General features: G+C 74.4%; 18 protein-coding genes. 9 read left to right on the top strand and 9 right to left on the bottom strand.

Annotation, left to right across the window (positions count from 1 at the left end; translation table 11 throughout):
* Positions 1 to 409: 409 nt before the first annotated feature.
* Entirely contained in the window at positions 410 to 826 is a 417-nt protein-coding gene (locus SCA03_RS26320) for a Dabb family protein (protein ID WP_030887633.1), read from the bottom strand.
* Positions 827 to 973: 147 nt separating this feature from the next.
* Positions 974 to 1,966 carry a hypothetical protein gene (locus SCA03_RS26315; RefSeq protein WP_030888552.1) on the bottom strand — a complete coding sequence of 331 codons (993 nt, stop codon included), beginning with the start codon at positions 1,964 to 1,966 and terminating at the stop codon, positions 974 to 976.
* Between the two features lie 223 nt (positions 1,967 to 2,189).
* On the opposite strand from SCA03_RS26315, the gene SCA03_RS26310 reads away from it, so the two are divergent.
* Positions 2,190 to 2,726, top strand: a complete 537-nt coding sequence (locus tag SCA03_RS26310) for a hypothetical protein (RefSeq protein WP_086814991.1) — start codon at positions 2,190 to 2,192, stop codon at positions 2,724 to 2,726.
* Here the strand turns inward: SCA03_RS26310 and SCA03_RS26305 are convergent.
* Positions 2,713 to 3,636 (bottom strand): alpha/beta fold hydrolase, encoded by a 924-nt coding sequence (locus SCA03_RS26305; RefSeq protein WP_086814992.1) that lies wholly within the window; start codon positions 3,634 to 3,636, stop codon positions 2,713 to 2,715. The two genes, SCA03_RS26310 and SCA03_RS26305, sit on opposite strands and share 14 nt — an antisense overlap.
* A 146-nt stretch (positions 3,637 to 3,782) precedes the next feature.
* On the opposite strand from SCA03_RS26305, the gene SCA03_RS26300 reads away from it, so the two are divergent.
* The 3 genes from SCA03_RS26300 (at position 3,783) to dmpG (ending at position 6,736) form a co-directional block, all read left to right on the top strand.
* Entirely contained in the window at positions 3,783 to 4,577 is a 795-nt protein-coding gene (locus tag SCA03_RS26300; RefSeq protein ID WP_030887646.1) for a 2-keto-4-pentenoate hydratase, read from the top strand.
* Between the two features lie 142 nt (positions 4,578 to 4,719).
* Positions 4,720 to 5,685: an acetaldehyde dehydrogenase (acetylating) gene (locus SCA03_RS26295; protein ID WP_051846190.1), complete on the top strand. Its 966-nt coding sequence runs from the start codon at positions 4,720 to 4,722 to the stop codon at positions 5,683 to 5,685.
* Positions 5,686 to 5,701: 16 nt separating this feature from the next.
* Entirely contained in the window at positions 5,702 to 6,736 is a 1,035-nt protein-coding gene (dmpG, locus tag SCA03_RS26290) for a 4-hydroxy-2-oxovalerate aldolase (protein WP_030887653.1), read from the top strand.
* Between the two features lie 264 nt (positions 6,737 to 7,000).
* On the opposite strand, the gene SCA03_RS26285 is transcribed toward dmpG, so the two are convergent.
* Entirely contained in the window at positions 7,001 to 7,876 is an 876-nt protein-coding gene (locus SCA03_RS26285) for a DUF4232 domain-containing protein (RefSeq protein ID WP_086814993.1), read from the bottom strand.
* A 144-nt stretch (positions 7,877 to 8,020) separates the two neighbouring features.
* The gene (locus tag SCA03_RS26280) at positions 8,021 to 8,770 is read right to left on the bottom strand and encodes an IclR family transcriptional regulator (RefSeq protein ID WP_030887662.1); all 750 of its coding nucleotides are present in this window, start codon (positions 8,768 to 8,770) and stop codon (positions 8,021 to 8,023) included.
* A 226-nt stretch (positions 8,771 to 8,996) separates the two neighbouring features.
* On the opposite strand from SCA03_RS26280, the gene SCA03_RS26275 reads away from it, so the two are divergent.
* Genes SCA03_RS26275 through SCA03_RS26265 form a run of 3 tightly spaced genes read left to right on the top strand, consistent with a single transcriptional unit; the run spans position 8,997 to position 11,487 of the window.
* Positions 8,997 to 10,163, top strand: coding sequence for a 3-ketosteroid-9-alpha-monooxygenase, oxygenase component (locus tag SCA03_RS26275; RefSeq protein ID WP_030887663.1), 1,167 nt, complete (start codon positions 8,997 to 8,999; stop codon positions 10,161 to 10,163).
* A gap of 14 nt (positions 10,164 to 10,177) precedes the next feature.
* Positions 10,178 to 10,396 (top strand): hypothetical protein, encoded by a 219-nt coding sequence (locus tag SCA03_RS26270; RefSeq protein ID WP_030887666.1) that lies wholly within the window; start codon positions 10,178 to 10,180, stop codon positions 10,394 to 10,396.
* Entirely contained in the window at positions 10,393 to 11,487 is a 1,095-nt protein-coding gene (locus SCA03_RS26265) for a ferredoxin--NADP reductase (RefSeq protein ID WP_086814994.1), read from the top strand. The genes SCA03_RS26270 and SCA03_RS26265 overlap by 4 nt, the downstream gene beginning before the upstream one ends.
* A gap of 187 nt (positions 11,488 to 11,674) precedes the next feature.
* Here the strand turns inward: SCA03_RS26265 and SCA03_RS35810 are convergent, their stop codons facing one another.
* Complete coding sequence (locus tag SCA03_RS35810; RefSeq protein WP_086814995.1) at positions 11,675 to 12,385, bottom strand: TetR/AcrR family transcriptional regulator; 711 nt, start codon at positions 12,383 to 12,385, stop codon at positions 11,675 to 11,677.
* A 260-nt stretch (positions 12,386 to 12,645) separates the two neighbouring features.
* On the opposite strand from SCA03_RS35810, the gene hsaA reads away from it, so the two are divergent.
* Positions 12,646 to 13,863, top strand: coding sequence for a 3-hydroxy-9,10-secoandrosta-1,3,5(10)-triene-9,17-dione monooxygenase oxygenase subunit (hsaA, locus tag SCA03_RS26255; protein WP_086814996.1), 1,218 nt, complete (start codon positions 12,646 to 12,648; stop codon positions 13,861 to 13,863).
* Between the two features lie 160 nt (positions 13,864 to 14,023).
* Entirely contained in the window at positions 14,024 to 15,199 is a 1,176-nt protein-coding gene (locus SCA03_RS26250; protein WP_141275696.1) for a tyrosine-protein phosphatase, read from the top strand.
* A gap of 69 nt (positions 15,200 to 15,268) precedes the next feature.
* Here the strand turns inward: SCA03_RS26250 and SCA03_RS26245 are convergent, their stop codons facing one another.
* Genes SCA03_RS26245 through SCA03_RS26235 form a run of 3 tightly spaced genes read right to left on the bottom strand, consistent with a single transcriptional unit; the run spans position 15,269 to position 18,167 of the window.
* Entirely contained in the window at positions 15,269 to 16,243 is a 975-nt protein-coding gene (locus SCA03_RS26245) for an alpha/beta hydrolase fold domain-containing protein (protein WP_086814998.1), read from the bottom strand.
* The gene (locus tag SCA03_RS26240; RefSeq protein WP_086814999.1) at positions 16,240 to 17,046 is read right to left on the bottom strand and encodes an SDR family NAD(P)-dependent oxidoreductase; all 807 of its coding nucleotides are present in this window, start codon (positions 17,044 to 17,046) and stop codon (positions 16,240 to 16,242) included. The genes SCA03_RS26245 and SCA03_RS26240 overlap by 4 nt, the downstream gene beginning before the upstream one ends.
* Positions 17,043 to 18,167, bottom strand: coding sequence for an LLM class flavin-dependent oxidoreductase (locus SCA03_RS26235; RefSeq protein ID WP_030887679.1), 1,125 nt, complete (start codon positions 18,165 to 18,167; stop codon positions 17,043 to 17,045). Before SCA03_RS26235 ends, SCA03_RS26240 begins: the two co-directional genes overlap by 4 nt.
* Positions 18,168 to 18,291 lie beyond the last annotated feature (124 nt).

The raw sequence follows: 18,291 nt of genomic DNA, 5'->3' as shown, positions 1-18,291 counted from the left end.
ACCGTACGTGTGGACGACGATGGTACGAAACGCCGTGGAGCGGGCAGCGGCTGACCGGTCGTCGGCCGTGCGGCCGGGACCGGAATCGGTCACCTTCGCGGGCCCCGGGCCGGTCCGGCGCCGGACGGTACCGGTCGCCGCGCGCCGGTCCCCGGGCGCCCCCGGGCCATTTCGTGGCCCCCGCGCGGCCGGCCGCACCCCGTTGTGCGGCCGGCCGCGCTCAGTCCCGCCCCGGTCCGAAACCGGGCATGTTCCCGCCCCACCCGGGCACCCCCGTGGCCACCGCCACCCCGCGGTACCGTCCGCTCATCGCTTCCGCCCCCCTTCCGGGACCGCTCACCGTTGTGCGCCGTACTCCGGTGTGATGCGCGGTCCCGGCGGAAAGTTCACGGGGCCGGGGCGGCGCCCGTCACCCCTGGCGCGGGGCGGGTGCTCCGCTGCCGGTGTAGGAGCCGAGCCCGGTGATCAGCGCCGTCAGCTCCGGGTCGCTCTCGAAGCGGCGCCGGTGCAGGGCGGCGACCTTCGCGCCGAACTCCGGGTCGGGGTCGTCGGTGATGTCGAAGGACTCGAACCTGTCGACAAGGGGCAGCCCGACGCGGTCGGTGTGCAGATGGGACGGGTGCACGAGGTACTCCCAGTAGCCGTCGAGGTCGTCGATGACGAAGGTGGCGCCCCACTCGAACTCGCCGCCGTGGTCCCGGCCGACGACGAAGGACCTGACGGAGGGGATGGCCCGGCCCTGGTTGCGCAGGCTCTCCAGGGCCTGGTCGAGCTGCTCCCGGGGCACGCCGGGGCGGAAGGTGAAGCGGTTGCCGTGGTAGATCATCGCGTTCTCCTCGCGTCGTGGTGGAAACCGGGGTGCGCCCACGCCGGACACCTGCCGTGCGGCGCGGGCACACCGAAGGCTATGGGTAGTCTTGTTCGTTAGAACCCATAACGCAAGCGAGATGCGATTGCTTTCGTGGTGGCGGGGTCAGCGCAGGACGACGCCGTGCGCGTAGCCGTAGCCGGCGTGGAAGACCATCCGGTCACCGGAGACCACCTGTGTCCTGAGCCGGACATCGAGCCGGCGTGCGGCGGACGGCACGGCGGCCGGCAGCGTGTGGTGCAGCATGTGGTGGTGCTTGGCGGCCGTCACGGTCCGGGTGACGACCGCGCTCCGGTGGGTCCGCCCGACGGGCCGCCCGGCCGCGTCCCGGCCCTGCACCACCAGCCACGAGCGGAAGACCGCGCCGGACGCCGACGGGTCGCGCCCGGCACAGACCGCGTAGTCACGGGTGTTGTTGCACGTGGTCACCTCCGCGTCGACGGTGACCGTCATCCGCTCGCCCCCGGCGGCGGCCGGCCGCGTCACGTTCATCGGCTCCGCCACCCGCCCCGGCACGAGCGCCAGATCGCCGGCGGCGGCCGGCCGGTCCCAGGTGAACGCGGTGCGCCCGGCGAGCGCCGAGGCGAACCCCGGCTCGCCGATCAGGTGCACCGTCATGCCGCGCGCCCAGGCGTTCGTATAGGCGCTGGCGCGCAGTTCGCAGCGGTAGGTGCCGGACCGCGAAGCCTCCAGCAGGGCCCGGATGTCGGGCTTCCGGCGCGGTTCCTGAGGGGTCAGGTTCTCCCCGTCGTGCGCGTGCAGGGCGCGCCGGCCGTCCGGGCCGACGCACGTCAGCAGCAGCGTGGTGCCGACGTTCGTCGGGCGCCCCGCACCCCACGAACCGGTCTCGAAACGCAGCGGATCGGTGTCCAGCGCGACCTTGTCGCCGGCCGTCAGCCGGTACGTCCGCGTCGACAGCAGGGTCGTGGGGGAGGACTTGCGCTGGACGGGGACGACCGTCGTCGGCGAAGCGGCGCCCGCCACCGGTGTCCGGGCGGTCGCCGGTGTCGGGGCGAGGGGCGCGGTCAACAGCGCGGCGAGCGCGAGCGGGGCGAGCGGGGCGCGGCGGCGTGCGAGCCGGAAGCGCGGTTGCCTCATGGGCGGTTCTCCCTGGAGCGATGGAACGGCCCGTCATCGGGCCCTGCCCGGGAGAGGGTTCCGGACGCCGGCCGGGTCGTGAGAGATCCGCCGCGCGACAGGCCGGACAACTGGCCGATCGGGTCCGCGCGTCGGCCACTGAGCGGGACACCGGGCCCGGCCGCGGCGCCCGACGGTGTCGGCTCGACCCGTCGATCCGCGCGAGACGCTCCGGAGGTCCGGTATGTCCAGTGCGCACCATGCCGCCGTCATGGCAGGCGCGTTCGTCGTCCTCGTCGTCGTGGCGTTCGCCGTGTGGCGGCCGCCGGCCCGGCGGACCGGCCGGCCGCCCGGTGCCGTGCTCGCGCTGCTCCTGGCCGCCGCCGTGTGCGTCTCGCTGACCCTGCCCGACCAGGTGCGATCCGGAGTCGCCGACCGGCTGGGCGCCTGTGTGACCGGAGCGTCGGCGCGGGCCCTGCCCGGTGGGCCCGCGCACCACGCCGTCAACGTCCTGCTGTGGGTGCCGCTCGGGGCGTCCGGCGTGCTCGTCCTGCGCCGTCCGCTCGCCGTCGTCCTCCTCGGCTCGACGGCCTGGGCCCTGCTCGAACCGGCCCGGACGCTCGACCCGTTGCGCTCCTGCCGGCCGGTGGACCGGGGCGAGAACACCCTCGGGCTCGTGCTCGGCGTCTGCGGAGCGCTCGGCGTGCTGGGCCCGCCGGGTGCGCGGGGCGGGCGCCGGGTGCCGCCCGGCGCACGGCCGGCGCGGTTCAGGGGCGAGTGAGGAACTCCACCACCACGCGCTCGAACTCCGCCTTGCGCTCCACCTGCGCCCAGTGCCCGCAGCGGGCGAAGACGTGCAACTCGGCGTCGGGCAGCTGCCGGAACGGGAACAGCGCACCCTCGTAGGGCAGCATCCGGTCGTCCCGGCCCCAGGTGACCAGCGTGCGGTGGGTCAGCCGGGACGCCCGGGCCCACAGCGGGGCGTCGTCGGCGAAACGCGGATCGGCGAAGGTGCCGAAGACGGACAGGGCGCGCTCGACCGCGCCCGGAGCCGTCGCCATCGCCATCCGCTCGTCCAGCAACGCGTCGGTGATCAGGGCCGGATCGGCGACCATCGTCTCCACCCAGGCACGCATCGCCTCCCGGCTCGGCTCGGCCAGGAAGGCGAAGAGCCGCTTCGTGCCCTCGCTCTGCTCCGGCCCGAAGGTGTTGACCGCGAGCCCGCCCGGGCCCATCAGCACGAGCCGGTCCGCACGGTCGGGGTGGGCCAGCGCGAACTCGGCCGCGACGTTGCCGCCCATGGAGTTGCCGAGCAGATGGGCGCGTTCGATGCCCAGTTCGTCGAGGAAGAACCGCAGCGCCTCCGCCGCCACCACCGGGTAGCGGGCCTTCCACCCGTCCGGGCCGGGGCTGCGCCCGAAGGCGGGCATGTCCGGGACGTACGTGCGGAAGGTACGGGCGAGAACGGGCAGATTGCCCGCGAAGTTCGACATGCCGCTCACACCCGGGCCCGAGCCGTGCAGCAGCACCAGCGGCGGCGCGTCCGGCGGCCCCGCCCGGTGGTAGTGGAGTTCGTACGCCCCCGTCACCGATCCGGAGGTCACCCCGGGGTCGTCCCGCCGTGCCGAGGCCGGTGCCCTCCGTGCCGTTGTCCCTGCGTCCGCCTGCGCCGTCGTCCGTTCCGCTGCCATGGGCAGGGACGCTAACGGCGGCCCGCTGCGGGGGCGTCCCGGTGTCCCGCTCATCGGGAGCGTCCGGCCCGTCCCCGTACGTCCGTGCCTACGGTCGGTGACCCGGCCGCGGGCCGGCGAGCGAACGGACCAGGAACGGAGTACCCATGCTGGACGAGGCCGAGCGGCACGCGGCGGCCGGCGTGCTGCGCGCCGCCGAACGGGACAGGGCGCCGGTCGCGCCGCTGCGCGAGACGTTCCCCGGGATCGGTACGGCGGACGCCTACGCGATCCAGCTGCTCAACATCGCCTGGCGCGAGCGCACCCGAGGCGAGCGCGTCACCGGCCACAAGGTCGGGCTGTCCTCCCCGGTGATGCAGCGCATGATGGGCGTCGACGAACCCGACTACGGGCATCTGCTCGACGGCATGGCGCTCCGGGAGGGGGAGCCGGTGCCGGCCGGGCGCTACTGCCGTCCCCGCATCGAGGTCGAGGTCGGCTTTCTGCTCGGCGCCGACCTGCCGGGGGAGGGGTGCACCGAGAAGGATGTGCTGGCCGGCACCGAAGCGCTCGTCCCCGCCATCGAGTTGATCGACAGCCGGATCCGGGACTGGGACATCCGTATCGCGGACACCGTCGCCGACAACGCCTCCTCCGCCGGGTACGTGCTCGGCGCCGGCCGCGTCCCGCCGGACGCCGTGGACCGCAGGGCCGTCGACGCGGTGCTGTACGGGCCGGACGGCGACGAGACCGTCTCCGGGCGCTCCGACGCGGTGCTGGGCGACCCCGCCGCCGCCGTGGCGTGGCTGGCCCGCACGGTCGCGGCCTTCGGCGTGCGGCTGAAGGCCGGGCACCTGGTGCTGCCCGGCTCCTGCACCCGCGCCGTGGACGTGGCGCCCGGACAGACCTGGACGGCCCGCTTCGGCGGCGGCCTCGGTCCGGTCTCGATCGCCTTCTCCTGAACCGCGACAGGCCGTCCGCCGCCGCCGAAGTGCCGGCGGCGGACTTCCCGCCGCACCGGCGGCACCGCCGCGCCCCGCGCCCGCGGCCCGCGCCCGCGGCCCGCGCCCGCCGGACACCCGACCACCTGGGAGTCAGCCACTCATGACGCACGCGACGACACGACGCAAGGCCCGCGCGGCCATCGTCGGCCCCGGCAACATCGGCACGGATCTGCTGTACAAGCTGCTGCGTTCCGCGTACATCGAGCCGCGCTGGATGATCGGCGTCGACCCGGACAGCGAGGGGCTGAAGCGGGCCGCCGGGCTGGGCCTGGAGGTGAGCCACGAGGGCATCGACCCGCTGCTGGCCGGCCCGGAGCTGCCGGACCTCGTCTTCGAGGCGACCAGCGCGGCCGTGCACCGCGCGAACGCGCCCCGCTACGCCGAACTCGGCATCCAGAGCGTCGATCTGACGCCCGCCAAGCTCGGCCCGGCCGTGGTCCCCGCCGTCAACCTCGACGACGGACTGGAGGCCCCGGACGTCAACCTCGTCACCTGTGGGGGCCAGGCCACCATTCCGATGGTGCACGCCGTCTCCCGGGTGGTGCCGGTGGAGTACGCGGAGATCGTGGCCTCCGTCGCCTCGCCCTCGGCCGGGCCCGGAACCCGCGCGAACATCGACGAGTTCACCCGGACCACGGCCTGGGGCATCGAGCGGATCGGCGGGGCCCGGCGCGGCAAGGCCATCATCATCCTCAACCCGGCCGAGCCGCCGATGCTCATGCGGGACACGGTCTTCTGCGCCGTGCCGGACGATGTGGACGAGGCGGCCGTCACCGCGTCCGTCCGGCGCATGGCGAGCGCCGTCGCCGAGTACGTCCCGGGCTACCGGCTGCGCGGCGACCCGCAGTTCGACCCGGCGACGGACACCTCGCCGGCCCGGGTGGCGATCTTCCTGGAGGTCGCCGGAGCCGGTGACTTCCTGCCCGAGTACGCGGGGAACCTCGACATCATGACGGCCGCGGCGACCCGGGTCGGCGAGGGCATCGCCGCCCGCCGCACGGCCGCCGACGGGCCGTCCCCCTCGTCTGCTCCGACTTCCCCTGCTTCTTCGACCGCGCGCGCCTGACCCTGGGGGTTCCGCCATGACCGCTGTTCTTCCGCCCGGAACCGACATCCGGGTCACCGACTCCTCGCTGCGGGACGGCTCGCACGCCAAGCAGCACCGGTTCACCGCCGAGCACGTGCGCTCGATCGTGGCCGCGCTCGACGACGCCGGTGTGCCGGTGATCGAGGTCACGCACGGCGACGGCCTGGGCGGCTCGTCGTTCAACTACGGCTTCAGCCACACCCCGGAGCAGGAGCTGATCGCCACCGCGGTGAAGACCGCGCGCCGGGCGCGGATCGCGTTCCTGATGCTGCCCGGGCTCGGCGTCAAGGACGACATCCGCGCCGCGGCCGACAACGGGGCCGCCGTCTGCCGGATCGCCACCCACTGCACCGAGGCGGACATCGCCGACCAGCACTTCGGGCTGGCCCGCGAGATCGGCCTGGAGACGGTCGGCTTCCTGATGATGGCGCACAGCCGGCCGCCGGAGGAACTGGCCCGGCAGGCCCGGCGGATGGCCGACGCGGGCTGCGAGTGCGTCTACGTCGTCGACTCGGCCGGTGCGCTGATGCTGGAGGAGGTGTCGGACCGGATCGCCGCCATCAGGGACGCCGTGGGCGGCGACGGCGTCCAGGTGGGCTTCCACGGGCACGAGAACCTCGGCCTGGGCGTGGCCAACTCGGTGCTGGCCGTGCGGGCCGGTGCCCTCCAGATCGACGGCTCCACACGCCGCTTCGGCGCGGGTGCGGGGAACACGCCCGTGGAGGCGTTCGCCGCCGTCGCCGAACGGCTCGGTATCCGTACCGGCATCGACGTGCTGAAGATCGTGGACGCGGCCGAGGACGTGGTGCTGCCGGTCATGGACGAGGAGTGCAGGCTGGGCCGGCTGGAGCTGATGATGGGCTACGCCGGGGTCTACAGCAGCTTCCTCAAGCACGCGGACCGCCAGGCCCGGCGCTACGGCGTCTCCGGCGCGGAGATCCTGCTGCGGGCGGGTGAGCGCGAGCTGGTCGGCGGGCAGGAGGACCAACTCATCGACATCGCCATGGAGTTGGCGGCCGAGGGGTCCTGACCCGGGGACGCGCGCCGAAGGGCCCGGCACGCCTGCCGTGCCGGGCCCTTCGTGTCCGCTGCGGCACCGCTCGCTGCTGCCGCGTGGCTGCTTCCGTCCGCCGCGTCACCGCCGAGGACTTCGGCTCTGTCGAAGCCACCTCCCGCGGGCCTGAGCCGGCCCGCGGGAAGCGACTGCCTGGTCCCGGACACCGGGGAGGCCCGGGCAGGTCGTCACGGTGGGCCGCCGGTCCCGAGCGGCGGCCCACCGGGTTCGGGTGGCGGCTCAGTCGCCGGTGCCGGGGGAGAGGGTGCCGATCTTCGGCACGGACGCCTTGCCGGTGGCGGTGACCGGGCCGCCGGACCAGTCGACCTTGAGCGACGCCCGCTGGTCGGGCGGCGTCAGCAGGGCGCTGTCCGGGGTGACGGTCGGCACGTTGGTCATCTGCGGATTGGTGAAGGACAGCGACGCCCAGGCGCTCTTGCCGGGGGCCAGCTTCACCGTCTTCGCGGTGCCGCCGTCGCGGTGCGGGTCGTAGGAGACCTGGTCGCCCTCGCTGTCGACGAAGGCGAAGCCCGGGTAGCCGCGCACCGTGCAGGTCTTGCCGGACTTGTTGGTGAAGACGAGCGCGAAGTTCTCCTGGCCGGCGCCCGGGTGGTTGGGGCCGATCGACGCCGTCAGATCGGCGGAGGTGCAGGCGCCCGGGGTGCTGGAGCCGTAGTGGGCGCTGCTCTTGCCCGCCTGGCCGTGCACCTTGTCGTGGGAACCGCCCGTCGAGCCGCCCTGCGAGCCTCCGGTGGAGCCGCCCGAACCGCCGCTCGTGCCGCCGTCCCCGCTGTCGGACGCCGCGGAGCCGCCGCTCGTGCCGTTGCTCCCGCCGCCGCTCGAACCGCCGTCGCCGCCGGTGCCGGACTCCTTGTGCCCGGAGACGTCGGCCGCGGTGTTGCCGGCCTTGCCGGAGGCGGAGTCCCCCGAGGTGTCGTTGCCGCATCCCGTCACCATGACGCCTGCCGCCAGCACCGCCGCGGCCGCCGTCGCGATCCGCGCCGGGCCGCCGAACCGGCCCCTGCGCCGGGTGCCCCGGGGCGCCGCCGTGTCCACGTCCGCGCCGCGGTCCGTCCGCTCGTGCTGCCGCGTCGTGCCGTCCTCGTTGCCGGTCATCTCCGCCAACCCCCTCGTACCGTCCGTTCCCCCGAGGTGACGGTGCCGGGCTCCTGCGCCCCCGCCATCGGGCCGTTCACAAGGTTCGATGAGGGGGACGGCGGAGAAGTTCACGGCCGGCCCGGGATTTTTCCACCGGCCCGGCTACCGGCGGGAGGCGGCCACCCCGCGGGGCGTCGCCGCGTTGCGGGACGCCGCCCGCCACACGTCCGCCACGGTCTGGCGCACCGCCGACGCGAGGCGTGCGAAGCGCAGTTGGTGGAGGGGGCCGCACACCGAGATCGCCGCCAGCGCGCTGGTGTCGCCCGCGCCGATGACGGGTGCGGCCACACAGCCGACACCGCGGACGGCCTCCTCCCGGTCGTAGGCCACGCCCCGCTCACGGATCCGGGCCAGTTCCGCGCGGAGCCGTTCGGGCTGGTGCGCGGCGGACGGCGCGTGGGCGAGGAGGGCCTTGCCGACGCCGGTGCGGGCGGCGGGCAGGCGTCCGCCGACGCGGGAGGGCAGCAGGGTGCCGAAGCGGTTGCCGACCTTGTCGAGGTAGACCACCTCGTTCGCGTCCAGCACCGCGAGATGGGCGACGAGGCCCGTGGACTGGTGCAGCCGGTGCAGATAGGGGGTCGCGGCCTCCCGCACCCGGTCCTGGTGGATCACCAGCGAGCCCAGCTCCATGATCCGCATGCCGAGCCGGTAGGTGTGCTCCTCGCGCCGCAGATAGCGCACCTCGGCGAGGTGCTCCAGGATGCGGTGGGCCGTCGAGCGCGGCAGTCCCGTCTGCCGTACGACCTGGGCCAGGGTGAGGCCGTCCGCGCCCTCGAAGGCGTCGAGGATCCGGACGACTCTGTCGATCATCGAGACCGGTGTCGGCAGCTGTTCCGGCGTGGTGACGGCCATGGAACCTCCTCGCGGTACTGGCGAGACAACTGTGTCTCGTTTCGGCGAGATTACCCACGCCTCCCCGGTACGGGAAGGGAGTTGGCATGCCTATTCGAAATACCTGAGAGCGTCCCGGTCAGCGGGAGCGGCCTTGGCTCCGCGGACCCGCCGACCCGGAGACTCGCCCCGACCGGCACGGCCGATCGCAGAGGCGATGTGGAGGCGACGTGGAGGCGACTGGGACATGAGCGCGCGCAGTACGACAGAAGGCGGAGCCCGGGTCATCGAGGCGGGACGCCCGCCGGAGCGCTACGCGCGCGGCTGGCACTGCCTCGGACTGGCCGAGCAGTTCAAGGACGGCGAGCCGCACGAGATCGAGGCGTTCGGCACGAAACTCGTCGTCTTCCAGGCGGCGGAGAGCGGGCGGCTGCACGTGCTCAACGCGTTCTGCCCGCACATGGGCGGCAACCTGGCGCACGGCACCGTCAAGGGCGACGCGGTCGCCTGCCCGTTCCACGACTGGCGGTGGGGCGGCGACGGCAAGTGCGCCGGCATCCCCTACGCGCACCGGGTGCCGCCCCGGGCACGCACCCGGGCCTGGCGGACGCTGGAGGAGAACAAGCAGCTGTTCGTCTGGCACGACCCGCAGGGCGCGCCACCGCCCGAGGGCGTCACGATCCCCCGTATCGAGGGCGCGTTCAGCGACGAGTGGAGCGACTGGACGTGGCACTCGCTCCGGGTGGACGGCGCCAACTGCCGGGAGATCGTGGACAACGTCGTCGACATGGCGCACTTCTTCTACGTCCACAACTCCTTCCCGACGTACTTCAAGAACGTCTTCGAGGGGCACGTCGCCACCCAGTACATGAACAGCGCCCCGCGGACCGACATGACGGCCGCCGACACGGTGGCCTCCGCCGGGGACCTGCGCTCGGACGCGTCGTACTACGGGCCCTCGTACATGATCGACCACATCTGGGTCGAGCAGGACGGCGCGACCGTCGAGACGGTGCTCATCAACTGCCACTACCCGGTGAGCCCCGACTCCTTCGTGCTCATGTACGGCGCCATCGTCAAGAAACTCCCCGGCATGACCGACGAGATGGCGGCTGCGGCAGCGGCGGAGACCTCGCAGGGCCTGGCCACGGGATTCGAGGAGGACGTGGCGATCTGGCGGAACAAGACCCGGATCGACAACCCCCTGCTGTGCGACCAGGACGGCCCCGTCTACCAACTCCGGCGCTGGTACGAGCAGTTCTACGTGGACGCCGAGGACGTGCGCCCGGAGATGACGGACCGCTTCGAGTTCGAGATCGACACCGAGCGGGCGGTGCAGGTGTGGAAGGCCGAGGTCGAGGAGAACCTCGCGCGCCGGGCGGCGGCCGACGCGGCCACGGCCGGGGAGAAGTGAGGACGGCGGTGCGGATGCAGCCGGTGGAGTGCGGCGACTGCGGCAACGAGGTGCTCGTGCACAAGCGCAGCCTGCCGCACACCGCGGTCCAGTGGACCCGCTCCACGGACCACTGCCCGGAGCTGGCCGGGCCGGACAGCGCCCGGGTGCCGGTGTGCACCCGGCTGCGCGCCTCGATCGAACAGGCCGTACGGGACGGCGCGTTGACGGTCGACGACGGCGGTGAGCCATGAGCCGGGCGCTGACGGCGATCGTTGAGGAGGTCGTCCGGGAGACCGCGGACGCGGTGAGCCTGGTGCTGCGGCCCCGCACCGAGGAAGGCGTCGAACTCGCCCCGGAGCCGGGGCAGTTCCTCACCGTGCGGATACCCGGCGGCGGTGCGCGCTGCTACTCGTTCTCCCGGGTCGGGCGCCGCCCGCGCATCACCGTCAAACGGGTCGCGGGCGGGCTCGGCTCCGGCTGGCTGTGCGACGAGGCGGCCCCCGGCATGCGGCTGACGGTGCTGCCTCCGGCCGGGGCGTTCACCCCGCGCACCGTCGGCGGGGACCTGCTGCTGGTGGCCGGCGGCAGCGGCATCACCCCCGTCCTGTCCCTCGCCACGGCGGCGCTCCGGCGCGGCGGCGGCCGGGTCGTGCTGTGCTACGCCAACCGGGACGAGAACGCGGTGATCTTCCGCGACGAACTGCGGGAGCTGGCCGCCGCACACCCCGGCCGGCTGCTCGTCGTCCATCTGCTGGAGTCCCTCGGCGGCCTGCCCACCCGCGAACTGCTCGGCCAACTGCTCGCGCCCTACGCCGCGTTCGAGGCGTATCTGTGCGGGCCCGGGCCGTTTATGGACGCGGCGGCCGAGGCGCTCGCGGCACACGGCGCGCCCCGCGGCCGGATCCACCGGGAGGTCTTCGTCTCGCTGACGGGCGACGCCTTCGCCGAGCCGGAACCCGGCCCCGGAACGGAGTCCGCCGAGGAGACGGGGACGGGGCCGGGGCCGGGGACGGCGCCCTCGTCGGCACAGGCGGCGACCGGCTCCGGACCGGCCGGGCGGCAGCGGGCGGAGGTCACGGTCGAACTCGACGGCGTCATCCGCACGTTGCCGTGGCGGCCGGGTGCGACCCTCCTGGACGCACTGGCCGAAGGGGACGTGGACGCCCCCTTCTCCTGCCGCGAGGGCTCCTGCGGCGCGTGCGCCTGCCGGCTCGTCAAGGGCGAGGTCGAACAGCGCACCCGGGGCGTCCTGACCGACGAGGACCGGGCGGAGGGCTACATCCTGGCCTGCCAGGCCCTCGCCCCCGAGAGCGGTGACCCGGTCGGCATCTCCTACGACTGACGGCACCGGCGCCGGACACCCGCTTCCCGGACGGGAGGCGGGTGCTCGACGCGTGCGCGGCGCCCGTTTCCCGGACGGGGGAGACGGGCGCCGACGCGTGCGCACGGCCGGGCGGCGCGCGGGACGGCGCGAGGGACCGACGAGAACGGGGCGCCCGGCGGGTCGGCGCGCGGCCGCACACGTCGCTTCAGCCCTCCGGCAGGGAACTCCCGCGCAGCGAGCCGTCCGGCAGAGGCGTGCCGGGGAGCGGATCTCCCGGCAGCGGGCCCCGGAGCAGCGGAGCGGCGGATGCCGCCGCGCCGTCCGTGTAGAGCCGGGCGACCGTCCCGGCCGCCTCGTCGAGGTCCTCGCCGAGCAGTTGCGGGTAGAGCAGCGCGCCCTGGATGAGCACCCCGTGCAGCAGCCCGAGCCGTGCCGCGGGAAGGTCCGTGCGCAGCACGCCCTCCTGCTGGCCGCGCGCCGCCAGCTCCACCAGGGGCCCGGAGACGGCCAGTTCGCGGGCGGTCGGATCCTCGGCGGGACCGCGGTCGGCGACCGTCCAGTACTCGCGGCCCACCACCAGCAGCGCCCGGGTGGCGCGCACGATCGCCTCCGGCACCGGCACACCGGCCAGATCGGCCGCGAGCAGCGCCCGCACCGACTCGTCCGCGGCGAACTGCGACAGCGCCTCCAGCAGCACGTCACGGGTGGCGAAGTGGCGGTAGAGGGTGGCGCGGCCGACGCCCGCCGTGCGGGCCACCTCGGCCATGCCCACACCGGAGCCGTGCTCGCGCAGGGCGGCGGCGGCGCCGCGCAGGATCGCTCGGCGCTGCCGCGCCTCCCGTGAGTCGTCCTCGGCGGGAGGCAGCGGGGCGGCGTCGCCGCCGGGGTGCGTGAGGGAGGTCCGGGTGCTGCTCATCGCCGGCCACCCTATGCCGTGCCCGCCCGGCCGGCCGAGGGCCCGTCGGCTCCGTCGGCGCCGGTTCCCGCCGGTCAGCGGTTGTGTGCCCGGGCCCGGCGGCCGGGCTCCCGGCCAGCGGGACGGACCCGTGCCCGGTGCCGGAGCGCGGCCGTACGGTCACCCGGCGAGGCCGTCGCGCCCGGTGCGCCGACGGCAGGAGAGCGGGCGCAGAGGCGGCGCGGGCCGCCGGGCCGCGCCACCGAGCGAGGGAGACCAGCATGAGCACTGTGACCGAGGGGGCACACCGGGACGGTGGTGCGGGCGACGACGCCGGGGCGGCGAAGGTCGTCGACGCGGTACGGGATCTGGCGCCGGTGCTGCGGGAGCGCGCGGACGCGGCCGAGAGCGCGGGCCGGGTGCCGGACGAGTCGGTGGCGGAGCTGGCCGGCACCGGCTTCTTCCGGCTGCTCCAGCCGACGGCGTTCGGCGGACTCGCCGCCGACCCGGGGCTCTTCTACACGTGTGTGAAGGAGATCGCCAGGGCCTGCGGGTCCACCGGCTGGATCGCCTCCGTCCTCGGTGTGCACAACTGGCAGTTGGGCCTGTTCCCCGAGGAGGCGCAGCGCGAGGTGTGGGGCGGGGACGACGGGGCCCGCATCTCCTCGTCGTACGCGCCCACCGGGAAGGTCACGCCCGTCGAGGGCGGTTTCCGCTTCTCCGGCCGCTGGTCGTTCTCCTCCGGCTGCGAACACGCGGACTGGGTCTTCCTCGGCGGTCTGATCAAGGGCGAGGACGGCGCACCCGTCGACTCGCGCACCTTCCTGCTGCCGTACGGCGACTACCGCATCGAGAAGAACTGGGACACCCTCGGCCTGCGCGCCACCGGCTCGCACGACATCGTCGTCGACGACGTCTTCGTGCCCGAGCACCGCACGCTGAGCTTCCTGGACACCTCGGCCCTCGACTGCCCGGGGCAGCGGCTGAACCCGGAGCCGCTCTACCGGCTGCCGTTCGCCGCGCTGTTCACCTCGACGATCGCCACCCCGCTCGTCGGCATCGCCGAGGGCGCCTACGCGACCTATGTGGCGGTGACCCGCGAGCGCTTCCGGGTGAGCTACGGGCAGAAGGTCAAGGAGGACCCCTTCGCGCATGTGCGGATCGCGCGCGCGGGCAGCGCCATCGACGCCGCCTGGCTCCAACTGGCGCACAACATCGCGGAGTTGTACGGGTACGCGATGCGGGGCGAGCACATACCCGACGAGCTGCGGCTGCGGACCCGGCGCGACCAGGTGCTGGCCACGGAGCGGGCGGTGGAGGCCACCGATCTGCTGGTGGAGAACGCGGGCGGGAACGCGATGCGCACCGGGCACGTCGTCCAGCGCTACTGGCGCGATGTGCACACCGGCCGCGGCCATGTCGCCAACGACCCGGAGCGTGCGCTGACCATGTTCGGCCGCGGCGAGCTGGGCGACGAGGTCCGCGACCCGATGCTGTGACCGCCGAACCGGCCCGGCGGATACCGGACGCGCCCCAACTCCTGCCCGAGCGGCGGCAGTTGGAGCGCTCTTCGGTGTCCGGGTGCGGCGCCGGCGGCGGCGTCCCGGTGAGTGGGCGGGCGCCTGGGCGGGCACCTGCCGCCGCTTCTACGTTCCCGGCATGAATCCGCTTCGGAAGCTCACCGGGTACCGACGGCAGCGGGCCGCCGTCCTCCTCGTGGCCGTCGGCGCGGTGGCGTCCGGCTGCGGCACCCCGTCCCCGCGCACGGCCCCCGACGACCGCATCCCGTTCACCGCCGCCACCGTCACCGACCGCGGCGACGGCCGCTTCACACTGAGCTGGACGGCGCCCGGCGCCGGCCGGGTGAAGGTCTACACGGGCACGGCACAGGTCCGCACCGGGCGGGCCGTGGCCTCCGGCGGCGGACGCGTCACCACCACCGTCCGGGTCGGCGGCCGGGCCGACCGGCAGTGGTTCCGGTTCGTCCCGTCCCGCGGCGAGCCGCTGACCCTCGCGGACCGTTCGGTGCGGCTGGAGGGCGCGGCCAACGTCCGGGACGCGGGCGGCTACCGCACCGCCGACGGGCGCTGGGTGCGCATGGGCAGGCTCTACCGCTCCGGCGGCCTCCAGGACCTCACCGACGCCGACCGCGCCACGCTGCGACGGCTCGGCATCGGCCCCGTCTACGATCTGCGCACCCGCTCGGAGGCGGCGGCCGACCCCGACCGGCTGCCGGAGGGCGCCGACTACCGGCGGCTGAACGTCCTCGGCGACGGCAGGACGATCGCCAACACCGTGCCGCACTCACCGGACGAGGCACGCTCCCTGATGAGCGGCTCCTACCGCGACTTCGTCTCCGCCGGTCCCGCACCGGAGGCGTACCGGGAGATGTTCGCCTCCCTGCCGGGGACGGGAGACAGCAGCGTCGGCAGCACGGGCAGCACGGGCAGCACGGGCAGCACGGGCGGCGCAGCCGGCGGGGGCGGCGCCGGGGCGCAGGCGGCCCTCTACCACTGCACCGTCGGCAAGGACCGCACCGGCTGGGCCTCAGCGGTGCTGCTGCGGGCCCTCGGTGTGCCGCGCTCCACCGTCGAGCGGGACTATCTCGCCTCCAACCGGTATCTGGAGCGCTTCAACGAGCAGGCGCTGCACGAGGTCCCGGAGAAGCAGCACGCGACGTTCGAGCCGCTGATGGAGGTGAAGGAGAAGTATCTGGACCTGTCCTTCGACGAGATGGACGAGGTCTACGGCTCCCTGCGCGGCTACCTCCACAAGGGTCTCGGCATCGACGACGAGGAGCTCGGCAGACTGCGTGCCGAGCTCCTCGTGGGCTGAACGGGCTGAACGGGCTGAACGGGCGGAGAGGGCCCGGTGCCTCCCGCGGAGCGCGCTCGGCCGGACCGGTCAGGCCGTCCGGGCGAGCCGTTCGCGCAGCCAGCCGGTGCAGCGCTCCATGGCGTCGGCCGCTTCCGGCAGCAGCTTCGTGAAGGCCAGGAAGCCGTGGAAACCGCCCGGCACCTCGTCCAGTTCGGCCGAGGGCAGCCGCGCCGCGAAGGCCCGGCCCTCGTCGGCCAGCGGGTCGCAGCCGGGCACCAGCACCCGCGCGGGCGGTAGCCCGGACAGGTCCTCGGCCAGCGCGGGAGCGGCGACGGGCGGGGCCCGGTGCGGCGGGACGTCGCTGCCCAGGTACTGCTGCCAGTACCAGCGCAGGTGCGCGGCCCGTACGAAGAAACCCTCGCCGTAGGTCCGCATGGAGCCGGTCTCCAGGCGGGGGTCGAGGGACGGGTAGAGGAGCAGCTGTGCGGCGGGCATCGGGCCGCCGCGCTCCCGGGCGAGCAGACAGGCGGCGGCGGCCAGCGCACCGCCCGCGCTGTCGCCGGCCACGGCGACCCGCCCGGCCGGCGGGCCCGCCGGGGCCAGTTCGGCGGCGGCCCAGCACAGCGCGGCGTAGGCGTCCTCCGCCGCGGCGGGCGCCCGGTGTTCCGGCGCCCGCCGGTAGTCGACGGAGACCACGACGGCACCCGAACCCAGCGCCAGGTTGCGGCACATGGCGTCGTGGGTGTCCAGGTCGCACAGGACGAAGCCGCCGCCGTGCAGGAAGACGACGACGGGCGGCGCCGGGCTCCCGTCGGGGCGGTAGATCCGCACCGGCAGCTCGGGTGCGCCGGCCGGGCCGGGGATGCGCCGTTCGGTGACGGAGGCGACGGCCGGGCCGTCGGGGTCGGCGGCCGAGGTGGCCCGCCGTGCCTGTGCCACGTCCGTGCCGGGGCCCAACTCGGGGAAGGCGGCGGCCTGTGCGTCGACGATGTGCCGGGCCCGCGGGCCGAGCGGATCGGGGTCGGGCGGCCCGGCGGGCGGGGCGGGGGAGGGCTCGGTCATCCCGCGGCCAACCCCCCGTCCACGGCGAACTCGGCGCCGGTGATGTAGGCGGAGGCGTCCGAGGCGAGGAAGAGCACCAGGGAGGCGACGTCCCGCGGGGTGCCGATCCGGCCCATCGGTACCCGGGGGTACTCCCGGGCGCGGGCGGCGTCGCCGCCGCCCCCGGTGACCTTCGCGATCATCGGGGTGTCGATCATGCCGGGGTGGACGGAGTTGACGCGGACGCCCTCCGGCGCCAGGTCGAGCGCCGCCGACTTCGTCAGCCCCCGTAGCCCGAACTTGGTCGCCCCGTAGGCGCCGTGGCCGGGTATGCCGGTCAGCCCCGCCGTGGAGGAGATGTTGACGACGGAGCCGCCGCCGGACTCCCGCAGCAGCGGCAGCGCGGCCCGCATCCCGAGGAACGGCCCGACGAGATTGACCGACACCAGGGTGCGGAACCGCTCCTCGGTCTCCTCGCCGATCGGCGCGGTGTGCCACAGCGCCGCGTTGTTGACCAGTACGTCGAGCCGGCCGAACCGGTCCTTCGCGAGCGCGACGGCCCGGTCCCAGTCCCCGGCGTCGGTGACGTCGTGGCGGACGAAGACGGCCGCGTCCGCGCGCTGTCGGTCGGCGCGGACCTCGTCGGCGAGCGCCTGCCCGGCGGCCTCGCCCTCCTCACCGATGTCACCGAAGACGACGCGGGCACCGGCGGCGGCGAGCGTGCGCACGTGCGCGGCGCCCTGGCCGCGCGCCGCGCCGGTGACGAGAGCGACCCGGCCCCGCAGGCCGAACTCCTCGGGTAGTGCCTGCTCCGCGCCGCTCATCGGTCCGCCCCCTGCCGGAACCGGGGGATGACCCGTTCGCCCCACTGCCGGATGGTCTCCATGCACACGTCCTGCGGCACGGTGCCCATCTGGATCAGGCACATGACCTCGTCGACGCCGATCTCCGCGAGCCGGCGCACGTAGTCGACGGCGGTGTCCGCGTCGCCGTAGGCGTGTTCGGCGTTGAAGGTGCCGGTGTCGGCGGGCCGGGCCGGGATGTCGGCCTCGTGCAGCTTGGCGACGAGCCGGTCACGGTCCTCGGCCATGGCGGCGACGTGGTCCTCGTCCTCGGCGTAGCCGGTGGGGGCCGGGGCGTTGCCGTACCAGTGGGCGATGGCCTCGGCGAAGAACCGCTGGCCGCGGGTGCCCAGCCGCAGGGCGCGCTCGGCGTCGTCGAGGACGACGGTGGGGCACAGCGCGGAGAGATGGTCGTTGGTGCGGTCGGAGACGAGGCGTTCGCCGGTGCGTGCCGCGACGGCCTCGTCGTAGGTCTTGCGCATGTCGCGTACGTCGTCGGCGCCGGCGAAGCCCATCACCAGTGCGCCGATGCCGAGTTCGGCGGCCAGCTTGAGGGTGTCGTGCTTGCTGCACGCCATGAACAGCGGCGGGTGCGGGGCCTGCACGGGGCGGGGCAGGATCGCGCCGGGGCCGATGTCGAGGCTGCCGTGCCACTCGAAGGACGGTTCCCGCCAGGCGTTGCTGAAGATCCGCAGGGCCTCCTCCATCTGCGGATAGGTGTCCTCGGCCCGCACGCCGTACATGGACATCTCCTGCCGGGTGGCTCCGCGGCCGGCGCCGATGTCGACGCGTCCGCCGCTGAGCACGTCGAGCATGGCGGCGCGTTCGGCGACGCGGACGGGGTGCTGGTAGCCGAAGGGCATGGTGACGACGCCGTGGCCGATCCGGATCCGCTGCGTCCGGGCCGCGACCCAGGTCAGGAAGATCTCGGAGGCGGACATGTGCGCGTACTGGGTGAGGGAGTGGTGCTCGACGGCCCAGACGCGGTCGAAGCCCATCTCCTCGGCGTAGACGGCCTGTTCGACGCAGTCCAGCAGGACTTGGCGCTCGCGTTCGGGGGTGGGGTCGACCACCTGGGCCTCGAAGATCATCGAGAACTTCATCAGGGCTCCCGGGGATAGTATTTCGTTTAGGAATATGGCTAACAGAAACAACTTGCGGAAGGAAGGGGTGCTCGGTGCCGGACGGGATGCCGAGTGCGGGCGCGCGGGCTAGAGTCGCGCGGGT

Source organism: Streptomyces cacaoi, assembly GCF_006539165.1.
GTDB lineage: Bacteria > Actinomycetota > Actinomycetes > Streptomycetales > Streptomycetaceae > Streptomyces > Streptomyces cacaoi.
This window is presented reverse-complemented; position numbering and strand designations above follow the sequence as displayed.

What these genes read in the sequence shown, in the direction of transcription:
- SCA03_RS26320 (WP_030887633.1), bottom strand. Translation starts at nt 826, where the DNA reads ATGATCTACCACGGCAACCGCTTCACCTTCCGCCCCGGCGTGCCCCGG.
- SCA03_RS26315 (WP_030888552.1), bottom strand. Translation starts at nt 1,966, where the DNA reads ATGAGGCAACCGCGCTTCCGGCTCGCACGCCGCCGCGCCCCGCTCGCC.
- SCA03_RS26310 (WP_086814991.1), top strand. Translation starts at nt 2,190, where the DNA reads ATGTCCAGTGCGCACCATGCCGCCGTCATGGCAGGCGCGTTCGTCGTC.
- SCA03_RS26305 (WP_086814992.1), bottom strand. Translation starts at nt 3,636, where the DNA reads ATGGCAGCGGAACGGACGACGGCGCAGGCGGACGCAGGGACAACGGCA.
- SCA03_RS26300 (WP_030887646.1), top strand. Translation starts at nt 3,783, where the DNA reads ATGCTGGACGAGGCCGAGCGGCACGCGGCGGCCGGCGTGCTGCGCGCC.
- SCA03_RS26295 (WP_051846190.1), top strand. Translation starts at nt 4,720, where the DNA reads ATGACGCACGCGACGACACGACGCAAGGCCCGCGCGGCCATCGTCGGC.
- dmpG (WP_030887653.1), top strand. Translation starts at nt 5,702, where the DNA reads ATGACCGCTGTTCTTCCGCCCGGAACCGACATCCGGGTCACCGACTCC.
- SCA03_RS26285 (WP_086814993.1), bottom strand. Translation starts at nt 7,876, where the DNA reads ATGACCGGCAACGAGGACGGCACGACGCGGCAGCACGAGCGGACGGAC.
- SCA03_RS26280 (WP_030887662.1), bottom strand. Translation starts at nt 8,770, where the DNA reads ATGGCCGTCACCACGCCGGAACAGCTGCCGACACCGGTCTCGATGATC.
- SCA03_RS26275 (WP_030887663.1), top strand. Translation starts at nt 8,997, where the DNA reads ATGAGCGCGCGCAGTACGACAGAAGGCGGAGCCCGGGTCATCGAGGCG.
- SCA03_RS26270 (WP_030887666.1), top strand. Translation starts at nt 10,178, where the DNA reads ATGCAGCCGGTGGAGTGCGGCGACTGCGGCAACGAGGTGCTCGTGCAC.
- SCA03_RS26265 (WP_086814994.1), top strand. Translation starts at nt 10,393, where the DNA reads ATGAGCCGGGCGCTGACGGCGATCGTTGAGGAGGTCGTCCGGGAGACC.
- SCA03_RS35810 (WP_086814995.1), bottom strand. Translation starts at nt 12,385, where the DNA reads ATGAGCAGCACCCGGACCTCCCTCACGCACCCCGGCGGCGACGCCGCC.
- hsaA (WP_086814996.1), top strand. Translation starts at nt 12,646, where the DNA reads ATGAGCACTGTGACCGAGGGGGCACACCGGGACGGTGGTGCGGGCGAC.
- SCA03_RS26250 (WP_141275696.1), top strand. Translation starts at nt 14,024, where the DNA reads ATGAATCCGCTTCGGAAGCTCACCGGGTACCGACGGCAGCGGGCCGCC.
- SCA03_RS26245 (WP_086814998.1), bottom strand. Translation starts at nt 16,243, where the DNA reads ATGACCGAGCCCTCCCCCGCCCCGCCCGCCGGGCCGCCCGACCCCGAT.
- SCA03_RS26240 (WP_086814999.1), bottom strand. Translation starts at nt 17,046, where the DNA reads ATGAGCGGCGCGGAGCAGGCACTACCCGAGGAGTTCGGCCTGCGGGGC.
- SCA03_RS26235 (WP_030887679.1), bottom strand. Translation starts at nt 18,167, where the DNA reads ATGAAGTTCTCGATGATCTTCGAGGCCCAGGTGGTCGACCCCACCCCC.